The following is an 11,905-nucleotide window of genomic DNA, read 5'->3' on the forward strand; positions in this document are numbered from 1 at the left end:
ATCAGGCCCTCACCCCATGCTTTTTCTCTATCCGTCGCATCGCCCAGCAATACACGAAAATGAGAACCACGAAGACGTAGATTGCCCCCTGCTGGGCGAACCAGAAACCGAGTGGCGCGCCGCCGAGCGACCATTGATCAAGAAAGTCGCGAAGCAGGATACCCGCGCCGAACGAAACGGCGAACCATATGACCAGCAGACCTATAGTCAGCCTGATCGTTGCCTGCCAGTAGGCGCGGCCTTCATCTGCGCTCGACTTCTCCTGCACGGCGCCCTCCCTCTTTTATTTTGGATGAGCCTGCCGCCTTAGGCGCCGCTTTGCAATCATTATGGCGAAAGCTTTCGCGAGGTTTATTACTACGGCGCGAAATGAAAACGGCGAGGCCAAAGCCTCGCCGTCTCTTTTCCGGTCAACCAGCCGAACGTTCTAATTATTTGGAACGTCGAGGGGGTCGCTGGTCCGATCGATCGGTGTGATCGTGATCGTGTCCGGATCAATTGGCGCGCCGAAGCGGGCCGTACTGAATGCCGCGCCAAAACCTGCTCCAAAGCTCGACGCTGGGTCCACCTGACCTCCGGGTGGAGGCGGCGGCGGAGGAGGTGGTGGTGGTGGTGGTGGCGGTGGAGGCGGCGGAGGTGGTGCTGGGGGAGGCACGGTCGAGCCGCCACCACCATTATCGCCCCCACCGCAAGCGCTGATGCCCATGGCGGCAACGCCAGCGAGCAAGGCAAGCTTCAGATAGGAGTGTCTATGGGTTCTCATTATCTCGCCTCCCTAATTGTTCGGTGAGCCGGCGATCGGCGTATTGAGGTATGGGAACTGGTTCTGCAGTTCGAGCGCGGTAATTGGAGCGCCATCGGTAAACGCAGCCGTCCCCACATTGGCGTCAGAAGGATCGCAGAAGCCAAGATCAGTTGACTGACCGCCAATCGTCACTGGATGGCAGAGTCGGCCCATGGTCACACGAAGCGCGATGTCGACAGTATCGTCGCCCGGCCTGCGACCGTTCGGGAAACCTGCGAGGTCATCGGCAAGCACACCGAGATTGCTCTGCGCATTTCGAGGCGTTGGCGAAATACCCATATTGAGGCGCATCATTTCCGACGGCGTGACACCAGCTGGCTGGTTGAGCCCTTCTATACCCGTCAGGAAGGCAGCGACGAGGTCCTGGCGAGGCAGATTGGTTGGTGCGATTGTGTCGAAATCAGTGCCCAGTGTGCCGTTCACCGCATCACGAAACAGAATATCGAGCAGAACCGGCAGCGTCGGGTTCGTTACGTAGTCGGCAAGCGCGGAATCCTGGGTCGGCTCAGCTGCGTTGAAAAGGTCCTTGTCCGGCAGGCCGATGACAACTTCATTCACCAGCGGTGCAGACAGGCGCGACTGTTGAACGAACGCGCCTCCGTAAAGCGATGTCTGCTTATAGGTCGGGGAGGGATCTTCGATCTCGGCCTGTGGCAGGCTGGCCGTCGTCCAACCGCCGATGATGCCATCGCCGTCATCATCAAGGCAGCTGATCGGCACTTCAAGCGCAAGCGACGTTACGTTCGCCTTGCCGACAAGATCGTCATTGGCGCGGTCCTGGGTAATGCCGCCTGGAAAGCCATTGCCATCGCCGTTGCCGGCGCTGCTGTCGCCATCGATTGGCACAAGGTTCACGAGGTCGAACACTTCGCCAAGGTTGACCGCGAAGGCTTCGGCTCGCTGGCCTGCAAAGACGCGCCCTGTACCACAGCCCGGAAAGTCGACTGTAGAAATGAAGCTGTTCGCGTAGCCAGCATAGTCCGGTAAGGTCTTGTTGCCGATATTGTCGACAGGCTTTGTGAATCTGCCAAGCTCAGTGCGTGTGCCCTCACGGCGGTCGCCGGTCACAAGAGAAAGCTCATAGGTCTCCAGTTCCCCGAGCGCGCCTTGGTTGCCTGCACCAATCTGTCCGGCCTGACGAAGCGGGATCGCAAGCTCCTTATCGCCAACTGGGACGGTAATGCCCGTGCCATCGCGCAGCGTGTTCTCGAAGTCGAACTGGAAGGTCAGGTCCTCTACGGCATCCCCGTCGACGTCAACGTGGATCTCGTAGATCGCGTCCGGGTCCATCGTAAAATAGTTCGGCCCGCCATATGGCGCCTGCAGCGGCTGATAGTTGGCGATGAAGGTAACATAATCCGAACGGCCATTTTCGTAGCTTCGGAACATATAGAAATCGGTGCCGTCGACTTTCGGCTGCTCGGTGATGCCTGGCGCTTCACGGTGGCTGGAGGCCAGCGCAGGCGCAAGCAACGCCCCGGCCGCAGCGATCGTGAGCGCTGCTATGGAGACATGGGTCAGTTTCATTTTGGCGTTCCCTCTCAAGAAGAATGTCTGGCGTCGTTTCGTGTCAGACGCGGGGACAGTTACGAACTGGACAGAATTGGGGGTGCGCCCACGCAAAAAAACTTTTCATCCGTGCCGTTCGGACCAGAGTTAATAGCGGCTGCACCCATTCCGCCCCGCCAGCCGTAACTGTTTTGAATTTTGGAGGAGGACGATTATGAACCGCATGATTTCACTGTCGATTTTAGCTGCTGCCTTGACCGCAGGCACCGCGCACGCACACGACTTCTGGGTTCAGCCAGATACATTCACGCCTGAGGACAGCGGCGCTCTGCTAGTCAGTCTTTTTGTCGGGCACGGCTCTGACAAGTCGGACTGGCCCCTGCGTCCGCACCGGATCGTGGGATTTCAGAGCTTCGGACCTGAAGGTCAGAACAATCAGGCACGTGGGGCAGAAAGCCTGTCAGGCGACCTGTCTGTCGTGCTCGACGAGATCGGTACGCATCTCATCCTTGTCGAAACAACCAATAGTTTCAGCGAACTCGATGCTGACAAGTTTACTTCTTACGTCGAGGATGAAGGCATTCGTCCAATCATGCTGGACCGCGCGGCAAATCGCGCTGAAGACCATCCGGGCAAGGAGCTCTACTCGCGACGCGGCAAAGCATTGGTTCAGGTCGGTTGCCCCGATGAAGCTTCAGACAACTGGGGCAAGGAGCTCGGTCTAACGCTTGAGATCGTCCCTGGCGCAAACCCAATCGACTGGAATGTCGGCGCCACCATGCCAATCAATGTGCACTATCACGGTGTTCCGGTTTCCGGCGCGACACTTCACATCACCAATCTCGACGATGATACGGTGCATTTCAGCGCCGAAACGGATGTCGATGGAGTTGTCGATATCTCATCTTCGCTGACTGAAGGCCGCTGGTTAGTGCACACTGTCTGGGCCGAAGCCGCAGACGGTTTGCTTGAAGGTGCTGACTATCAGACGATCTTTTCCAGTCTGACATTCGACACTGAAAGCCCCTGCCCCCGTTAAGGGGCAGGCCGCCGGCTAGGCGTCGATATCTTCCAGACCCTTCATCGCCCGGTGTTCATGTCGCATGCCCAGGAACAGGCTGATGCAGCTTGCCAGCAATATAGACGTGAATGGCAGCGCGGCCGTGATCGTGCCTGCTTGCAATGAATTCAGTGTGTCACGTCCCCCGCCATAGAGCAGCATTGAAGCCGTAACGCCGAGCATACATGCCCAGAAGACCCGTTGAGGGACTGGCGCGTCGGTCTTTCCGCCTGAGGTGATGCTGTCAATGACAAGCGCGCCTGAGTCGGCGGACGTCACGATAAATACGACGAGCAGGAAGATCGCTGCGCAGGACGTGATAATCGAGAATGGAAGGCTGTCCAGCATATGGAAAAGCGTCAGCGCGGCAGTCGTCATGCCTTCACCAAGTTCGCCCTGACCATTTTCGTATTGCTGGATCGCGGTTTCACCAAAAGTCGTGAACCAGAGCACGCAGATCGCGACCGGCGCCAGCAGGACCACAGAGAAATACTCCCGGACCGTGCGACCTTTGGAAATACGCGCGATGAACATGCCTACGAAAGGCGACCAGGAAATCCACCAAGCCCAATAGAATATGGTCCAGTCGTGGAACCAGGCAGTATCCTCGCGCCCGAACCAGTTGGTGAGAGCTGGAGTGTCGGTCAGATAGGCCAGGAAATTTTCGCCAAGCCCCATTACGATGGCCAGTGTTGGCCCAGCGATCAGAACGAAAAGCATCAATATGACGGCGATGGTCATGTTGATGTCCGATAGAAGCTTTACGCCGCCGTCGAGCCCCCGCAGGACCGAGATGACGGCGAGGCCCGTGATCGCTGCAATCAAGAGGGTCTGAAGACCAACGCTCACCTGAACGCCGGTCAGGAAACCGATACCGCTGCTGGCCTGGGCTGCACCAATTCCTATCGTCGTGGCCAGGCCGAAGACGGTCGAGATGACAGCGAAGGTGTCGATCACATGCCCCCAGAAGCCCCATACGCGATCACCGAGAATTGGGTAGAAGGCCGACCGGATCGTAAGTGGCAGGCCCTTATTGTAGGCGAAGAAGCCGAGGGCCAGACCGACCACGGCATACACGCCCCATGGCGCCACGCCCCAGTGAAACAATGTGGCACTGAATGCGAGCTTCCGGGCCACTTCGGTGTCGGCCTCAACGTTGAGCGGCGTGCCGAACCAATCAGAATAATAAGCAAGCGGCTCTGCCGAGCCATAGAACATAAAACCGATCCCGACACCGGCCGCGAAAAGCATGGCGATCCACGAAGGTATGCTGAATTCAGGTTTCGCATCCGGTCCGCCAAGCCGGATTTTTCCGAGAGGCGAGAAGGCGAGCGCAAGGCAGAACAAAAGTATGAGCGGGGGCGTTAAAGCAAAGAGCCAGTCAAAGGTCTCCAGCGTCCAGGTTCTCGAAGCTTGCAGGGCAAATCCGGTTGCTTGCGGAAACACGAGTGATGTGACGGCGAACACAAGAACAAGGCCGGCGCTGAGAAAGAATACAGGGTTGTGAATATCGAGGCCGAGCCATTCGACATTGTCTTGACCGACTTCATAGTCAGTCGTGTACTCAGCATCACCCTCAGGTTCGCTCATATTCAACTTCTCCGTAGCGGCAAATCCCGCTGATTGTTTGCAGATCGAATGGTTAAGTCATCTTTGATCTTCATACTCAGGGATAACTTTCAAGGTTTGAACAAATTTGCAAACATGTTGCAAAGCTGCAACCATGGTAAAACACACTGTAAATATTACGTTTTTTTGTGTATTAGCGTCGGCGCGGGCCTCAGCCGTGTCAAAAGTTTGACTATTTTATTTTATTTGCCGAACTATCGCCTTATGTGAGGTCGGTGCCCGGGCGCGATCTGGCTTCTGCCTGAAGCTCGCGATGGGGCCTTTCGCATGATCACACGCGACCACATAAAGATGGGGAAATTCATGAACAAGCTTTTCGGCGGAGCTTCGCTGCTCGCCATCGGCGCTATTGTAGCTGCCACTCCGGCAATGGCGCAGTCTCAGGAAGAGACTGCCCAGGACAATAGACGTCTTTCAACCGTAACGGTGACGGCCACCAAACGTTCCGAAAGCGCGCAGGACATTCCTGTGACGGTGAACGCGCTGGGCGAGCAGGAACTTGACCAGCTCGGCGTCAAGAACTTCAGCGACTACCTGGTTCAGCTGCCAGGCGTCACCGCTGGCGGTTCCGGCCCAGGCCAGAACACGATCTATATTCGCGGCCTCGCGTCCACGACACCAAACCTGACGGTTGCCGGTGTGGCGGGCCTCGCACCGAACGTTTCCTTCTATCTCGACGAACAACCACTGGCGCAGCCAGGCCGTAACCTCGACGTATACGCAGCCGACCTTGAGCGCGTAGAGGTTCTTTCAGGCCCGCAGGGCACGCTTTTCGGTGCAAGCTCCCAGGCTGGTACGGTTCGTCTCATCACCAACAAGCCATCGCTGTCCGGCTTTGATGCTGGTTTCAAGGCATCGACCGCGTTCACGGATGGCGGCGAGATGAGCAATAGCGTTGAAGCGATGCTCAACCTTCCAGTCACCGACAAGCTCGCGCTTCGCGGTGTCGTCTACACCGACACGCAGGGTGGCTACATCGACAATGTCGGCGGCACGCTTTCGGTTCGCGAGTCGGCTCGCTTCCGCGCGCAAGGCACAGTCCGTGACAATGGCGTACCGGTGAATGCTGCCCGCGCTGGCTTTCAGGCCGGCGCTGACCTTTCCGGCGTGACCTTCATCGACGCAAACAATGGCACGATCGTCGAGAACGATATCAACGACGTCACCTATCAGGGCTTCCGCCTGAGCGGTTATTACGAATTCAACGAAGATTGGGACCTGCTGGTCCAGCATTCCCAACAAGGAATTGAATCCGACGGCGTTTTCTTTGCCGACCCTGAGCTCGACGATTATGACATCGTTCGCTTCACGCCTGAGGAGATCGAAGACGATTTCCACTCCACCGCGTGGACGCTCGAAGGCCGCCTCGGCATGCTTGAGGCCGTTTACACGGGTGCATACACCGAACGGACCACCGACCAGGTCGTCGATTACTCTGACTACCTCTTCGTCGGCCAGTACCTGCCTTATTACATCTGTGACTATGACGTGACCTATCCGACGGGCGCTGCGCCTGCCGGTACGTGTTACGCGCCGAACCTTTCGGTAAAATCGCATTCGGAAACGAAGGTTCAGACGCACGAGCTGCGCTTCAACACGCCGGATGAGTATCGCTGGCGCGCAACCTTCGGTGCGTTCTACAGCGACCTCGAACTCGCAGAGCGCAATGACTTCATCTATCCAGGCTCGACGCAGGTCGTTTACACAGACGGCTCTGTCGGATTTGCCCCGAACTTCCCGCTGACCAATGGCGCGGCAACGCCGGGTGACGTCGGGAATGAAAGTCAGGGCTATTTCAGCCAGCCGGGTCCGTTCCCGCCAGGCGTGATCTTCCGCAATGACGTGCTTCGCACGGACGAGCAGATCGGCATCTTCGGTGAGACGACTTTCGACCTCACCGACCAGTTCGCTATCACGCTCGGCGCGCGCTACTATGACGTCGAAGTCGATCTTGAAGGTTCAGCGAACTCGTCGTTCTTCAACCTCTTTGCTGATACTGACCAGCAGGTTTTCGGCACGAACATCTCGCAGCTTTATGGACCGAACGGCCCAGCAGAGGCCCCGGACACGGCAGCGACCGATGGCGTCATTCTGAAAGCAACTGGTGAGTGGACGCCGACAGAGAACACGCTGTTCTATGCGACCTATTCTGAAGGTTACCGTGCCGGGCTTCTGAACCGTCCAGGCGGCGCATCAGGCCCGAACAACTACACGGTGCCCTATGCTGTCGATACAGACGAAATTCAGAACTACGAACTCGGTTGGAAAACCGAGCTGTTCGACAATTCGCTCCGCTTCAACGGCGCGGCTTTCTTCGTCGACATTGAAGGTCTTCAGACGACGATCTTCGACCCGTCCATCGTGAACCTGTTCTTCTCCGATAATGCTGCAAATGCAGAGCTTAAAGGTATCGAAGGCGACTTCACCTGGCTGCCGGAGAGCATTGATGGTCTGACGATTGCTGGTGCATTCTCGCTCCTGGATTCGGAGATCACCGATGTCCTCGTCCCGACGGATGACGTTTTGGTCGGCTCGGAACTGGCATTCGCGCCAGCATATCAGGGCAATCTGCGCGTGCGTTACGAATGGGATCTCGAGCAGGAGATCGCTGGACAGCGCGTGCGAGCTCACATCATGCCGCAAATGGTCTTCTCTGATGAGTCTGTCACCGACGTGGTAGAGATCAACAAGATGGACCTTGATGGTTACGTAACCTTCGGTGCTACCGCTGGCATCACGGGCGACAATTGGGGCGCAGAACTCTTCGCCACCAACCTGACGAATGAATATGCCGAGCTTAGCGGTAGCTTCGTCTTCGACCGTGAGCGGGTCACCCCGATCCGTCCGCGTACGATCGGCATTCGTCTGAAGTACGACTACTAGTCGATACCGAAGACAAACTTGCTTCTATCGCAGCGTCCCGGTTATTCGGGACGCTGCACTAGTTTTGAATGGATGAAATGACTGAAGCCGAGACGACTGCCGATCAGCTGAAACAGGTTCGCGCCTTGATGCAGCGAGGGCAGTTCAAGGCGGCTTCGGATGCATTGGATATCATCCTCAAAAACACACCGGACCATCAGGACGCCGTTTATATGGCTGCGGCTTGTGCACGGTATCTCGGCGAGACCGCCACCGCTTTCCGTCATCTTGACCACCTCAAACGCCTGGCACCTGATTTTGGACGCGCCTATCAGGAGGAAGGCCACCTTCATCGCAAGAGGGGCAATCTTGATGCCGCCGTCACGGCCTATCAGCGCGCCGTTCGGTACAATCCCGCGCTGGTCGCAAGCTGGACAGCGCAAGCTGAAATGCTCTCGGCTTCCGGGCGCGCAGAGGATGCGGCCCACGCACGGGCACAGGCCGACCGGCTGAAGCGATTGCCACCAGAGCTTCTGGCCGTGACGAATTATATTCATGAAGGTCGCGTCATTCATGCAGAGCGTATCGCGAGAGCTTTTCTGCAAAAGAACCCGCGCCACATCGAGGGTATGCGTCTTCTCGCCGATATCGGTACACGGCTTGGCGTGCACGAGGATGCAGACTTCCTGCTCGAAACGGCCATTGAACTCGATCCAGACAATCCGCAGCTGCGCATTGATCATGTTCAAGTGCTTCGAAAACGCCAGAAATACGAAGCGGCTCTCGCGCAGGCGGAAACGCTTCTGAAGCATGACCCTGACAGCCCGGTCTTCAAATCAATCTATGCGATCGAAGCCATGCAGGCGGGAAATTATGACGAAGCGCTCGAAATTTTCGAGGAGGTCCTTCGCACCCTGCCAGACGATCTTGCGACCCTGACGTCACAGGGGCACGCTTTGAAGACTGCGGGTCGCACCGAAGAAGCGATCAAGTCCTACCGCCGCGCGGTCGAGGTGAACCCGCTGCATGGCGATGCCTGGTACGCGCTCGCAAATCTCAAGACCTACAAGTTCAGCGCTGCCGATATCGAAATTATGCGAAAGGCGCTCGATAATCCGAACTTGCATTTCATGGGGCGCGTGCACCTTGCCTTTGCGCTCGGCAAGGCGCTGGAGGACACCAAATCATTTGATGAAGCCTTTGAGGCCTATAGCGGCGGAAATGCGCTGAAGAAGTCGCAGATCCGGTACACGACAGAGCAGATGCGAGCTGAAGCCGATGGCCAGATCGAGCATTGCACGCGTGATTTGTTTGAGAAGCGGGCTGGCGCTGGCCACGACGACCCTGCCCCGATCTTCATCGTCGGTCTACCGCGCGCGGGCTCCACGCTGATCGAGCAGATCCTTGCTTCCCACAGTCAGGTCGATGGCACGCTGGAGCTACCAAATATCCTGTCACTGGCGCACCGGCTGCGCGGACGTAAGCAGATTTCTGATCGCGAACGCTATCCGCGTATCCTGCATGAATTGCCAGATGAGGAACTCGCCGCGCTTGGACAGGACTATATCGCAAATACCGCGATCCACCGTCAGGGCGCACCATTCTTTACCGACAAGATGCCCAACAATTTCAGGCATATCGGACTGATCCACCTGATCCTGCCGAACGCGAAAATCATCGACGCCCGCCGTGAGCCGATGGCCTGCTGCTTTTCCGGCTTCAAGCAGCTCTTCGCGGAAGGTCAGGAGTTCAGCTACAGCCTCGAAGATATCGGTAATTACTACCGCATCTATATCGAGATGATGGCCCACTGGGACAGTGTGTTTCCCGGCAAGGTTCTACGCGTACAGCACGAGGACGTCGTTGACGATCTGGAAGGCCAGGTCCGCCGGATCCTCAATCACTGCGAATTGCCATTCGAGCAATCTTGCGTCGACTTCCACAAGACCGAGCGCGCGGTTCGTACGGCAAGCTCTGAACAAGTGCGGCAGCCGATCAGCCGCTCCGGTGTTGATCAGTGGCGCAATTTCGAAGCCCATCTCGGACCGCTCCAGGACGCTCTCGGCCCTGCCCTGAAAGATTATCGCTAGCCATCAGGCGAAATGAAGCCGGCGGTACTTGCCCTTGAAATAGAGGAGCGGGTCGCGCCGAGGCTCGTATTTTGCGCGCTCTACCTTACCGATGAGGATGACATGATCGCCGCCATCGTGGAGATCAGACTTGATGCATTCAAAATTCGCGAGCGCACCTGAGATCAGCGGTGAGCCATACTGGCCTTCCTCCCATGGCGTCTGCGAGAACCTGTCCTCGCCCGGCATGGCGAAAGTATTCGAGACTGGCTGTTGGCCGATGTGAAGGACATTGACGGCAAAGCGTTCAGAGGCCTCGAGCGCCTCAAGGCTCGAAGAGCTTTTGGCGATACAGACGAGCAGCAGCGGTGGATCGAGCGAGACAGAGGTGAAAGAGTTCGCTGTCAAGCCAACAGGTTCCCCTTGCGCTGACATGGTGGTCACAACCGTTACCCCAGTCGCAAAGCAACCAAGCGCATCGCGCAGCGTGCGTGCATCTGACCCCTGTTTGTAATCGGGCATCATGCGCGGAACCCGGCGCTCGAGAAAGTCGAGCAGGACCGCGCTGAACGCGTCGGAGCGATCGAATACTGCCAGATGACCGGCGTCTTCAATCTCGGCGAATTCCGCGGTCGCAACCTTCTCGACGAAACGGTTGGCCGCATCCCGGTTACCAAAGCTGCTGAGCGCACCTCGGACGAAAAGAACGGGGACCTTCAGGCCTGACGCAGCGACCGAAATGCGCTCGCTCGACTTCTCGACATCGATCACCTCTCCGAAGACCGGGTCGACATGTTCTGTCTGGGCGGGCGCCGACCGGATTGAGGCAGCAAGCGCGGCTGCTGTACGCAAATCGATTTCAGGCGGCGCATCAGCGAGGACGAGACCGGATGCAAGATGGGCGCCCTCCTCGCCTATTGCCGTCAGCGCGATCCAGCCACCAAGCCCTGCCCCGACGACGACAGGGCGTGAGGCAAGCTGCGCCAGAACCGCACGCAGGTCTTCAACGCAGGCATCAAATTCATAGCGGCTATCCTCTGAGCGCGCGCTGCGGCCATGACCGCGCAAGTCGAGGCTGATGACGTGACGCCCTGCCTTCACGAGTGCCTCGGCCGTCTCCTGCCAGACGTGGCGGGTCTGTCCACCGCCATGAAGCAACAGGACGGACGGATCTTCTTCAGCACCGCGTACATCTGCGCTGAGGAGTAGACCGCCGAAGCCTTTGAATTTGCGTTCTGCCATCTGTCCTGCCCGTTACCGCTTGAGAGGTTGGTCACTGCCTCATTTAGGGCGCTTTACCAATCCGCGAAGGGTAGAAACATTGGCGGAAACAGTCGACTGCCCCGAAGAGGCGCCCCCCGGGATATTCGCTTAATCGGCGACATGCATCGACGCCCCCGGCAAGTTTGGTTACAAACTTGCGCAGGGCTGCGCATGAGACGCCGTTACTGGAAAGGATATCAGAATGAGCGATCAAACAGGATCACGCAGATCCCGGCCAAAAATGGGGACTTTCAGACGGATCGAGACGATCACACCGCTGCTCGTTTTTCCACTGATTGCCTATGTCATCATCGCCGTTATTGCTGGCGGTCAGCACATGGATGAGACACCAGCAATTGCTGGCAACCTCAATGCAACGCTGTTTTCTGTGCCAATGGTATCAGGAGTCAGCTGGAAGATGAGGTTGGGCGATGTGCTGCTACTGGTCTCGCTGGTACTGCTGTCGATTGAAATCATCAAGGCCACCAGTTCGCGCTCCAGCGCCATGGTCAATCACATGGCGTCCATGGCCGTACTCCTGACCTGCATCGTGTGCTTCATCCTGTTCGCCAATTTCGCGACAGCAACCTTCTTCCTCTTTACCTGCATCGCGCTGATCGACGTGATGGTGGGCGTCATCGTGAGCATCGTCTCGGCGCGCCGCGACTTCGGCGTGGGCGACGGCTTCGGCAGCTAGGTTCTCAGACC

Annotated in this window: 9 protein-coding genes; 4 read left to right on the plus strand and 5 right to left on the minus strand. The window is 57.5% G+C overall.

The features are described 5' to 3' along the window. Position 1 precedes the first annotated feature (1 nt). The 3 genes from D1224_RS12725 to D1224_RS12730 all read right to left on the minus strand — a co-directional run bounded on the left by D1224_RS12725 (position 2) and on the right by D1224_RS12730 (position 2,332). Positions 2-268, minus strand: coding sequence for a DUF4212 domain-containing protein (locus tag D1224_RS12725; RefSeq protein WP_119380340.1), 267 nt, complete (start codon positions 266-268; stop codon positions 2-4). 159 nt (positions 269-427) lie between these two features. After that, positions 428-763: a hypothetical protein gene (locus D1224_RS16340; RefSeq protein WP_147372391.1), complete on the minus strand. Its 336-nt coding sequence runs from the start codon at positions 761-763 to the stop codon at positions 428-430. A gap of 12 nt (positions 764-775) precedes the next feature. Continuing rightward, positions 776-2,332 (minus strand): DUF4331 domain-containing protein, encoded by a 1,557-nt coding sequence (locus tag D1224_RS12730; RefSeq protein WP_119380341.1) that lies wholly within the window; start codon positions 2,330-2,332, stop codon positions 776-778. 196 nt (positions 2,333-2,528) lie between these two features. Here D1224_RS12730 and D1224_RS12735 point away from each other — a divergent pair, with 196 nt between their 5' ends. After that, positions 2,529-3,353, plus strand: a complete 825-nt coding sequence (locus tag D1224_RS12735; protein WP_119380342.1) for a DUF4198 domain-containing protein — start codon at positions 2,529-2,531, stop codon at positions 3,351-3,353. Positions 3,354-3,368: 15 nt separating this feature from the next. Here the strand turns inward: D1224_RS12735 and D1224_RS12740 are convergent, their stop codons facing one another. Further along, on the minus strand, positions 3,369-4,964 hold the full coding sequence (locus D1224_RS12740; RefSeq protein ID WP_119380343.1) for a BCCT family transporter: 1,596 nt from the start codon (positions 4,962-4,964) through the stop codon (positions 3,369-3,371). A gap of 342 nt (positions 4,965-5,306) precedes the next feature. Here D1224_RS12740 and D1224_RS12745 point away from each other — a divergent pair, with 342 nt between their 5' ends. After that, positions 5,307-7,886 (plus strand): TonB-dependent receptor, encoded by a 2,580-nt coding sequence (locus D1224_RS12745; RefSeq protein ID WP_119380384.1) that lies wholly within the window; start codon positions 5,307-5,309, stop codon positions 7,884-7,886. A gap of 77 nt (positions 7,887-7,963) precedes the next feature. Further along, on the plus strand, positions 7,964-9,955 hold the full coding sequence (locus D1224_RS12750) for a tetratricopeptide repeat-containing sulfotransferase family protein (RefSeq protein WP_119380385.1): 1,992 nt from the start codon (positions 7,964-7,966) through the stop codon (positions 9,953-9,955). 3 nt (positions 9,956-9,958) lie between these two features. Here the strand turns inward: D1224_RS12750 and D1224_RS12755 are convergent, their stop codons facing one another. Further along, entirely contained in the window at positions 9,959-11,176 is a 1,218-nt protein-coding gene (locus D1224_RS12755) for an alpha/beta fold hydrolase (RefSeq protein WP_119380344.1), read from the minus strand. A gap of 223 nt (positions 11,177-11,399) precedes the next feature. Between D1224_RS12755 and D1224_RS12760 the strand changes: the two genes are divergently transcribed. Then, positions 11,400-11,894 (plus strand): hypothetical protein, encoded by a 495-nt coding sequence (locus D1224_RS12760; RefSeq protein ID WP_147372392.1) that lies wholly within the window; start codon positions 11,400-11,402, stop codon positions 11,892-11,894. The last annotated feature ends 11 nt before the right edge of the window (positions 11,895-11,905 follow it).

The sequence above is a fragment of the Henriciella barbarensis genome, assembly GCF_003576345.1.
Classification (GTDB): domain Bacteria; phylum Pseudomonadota; class Alphaproteobacteria; order Caulobacterales; family Hyphomonadaceae; genus Henriciella; species Henriciella barbarensis.

Coding starts and splice junctions, on each gene's coding strand:
- D1224_RS12755 (WP_119380344.1), bottom strand. CDS start 11,176: ATGGCAGAACGCAAATTCAAAGGCTTCGGCGGTCTACTCCTCAGCGCA.
- D1224_RS12730 (WP_119380341.1), bottom strand. CDS start 2,332: ATGAAACTGACCCATGTCTCCATAGCAGCGCTCACGATCGCTGCGGCC.
- D1224_RS12750 (WP_119380385.1), top strand. CDS start 7,964: ATGACTGAAGCCGAGACGACTGCCGATCAGCTGAAACAGGTTCGCGCC.
- D1224_RS12760 (WP_147372392.1), top strand. CDS start 11,400: ATGAGCGATCAAACAGGATCACGCAGATCCCGGCCAAAAATGGGGACT.
- D1224_RS16340 (WP_147372391.1), bottom strand. CDS start 763: ATGAGAACCCATAGACACTCCTATCTGAAGCTTGCCTTGCTCGCTGGC.
- D1224_RS12745 (WP_119380384.1), top strand. CDS start 5,307: ATGAACAAGCTTTTCGGCGGAGCTTCGCTGCTCGCCATCGGCGCTATT.
- D1224_RS12740 (WP_119380343.1), bottom strand. CDS start 4,964: ATGAGCGAACCTGAGGGTGATGCTGAGTACACGACTGACTATGAAGTC.
- D1224_RS12735 (WP_119380342.1), top strand. CDS start 2,529: ATGAACCGCATGATTTCACTGTCGATTTTAGCTGCTGCCTTGACCGCA.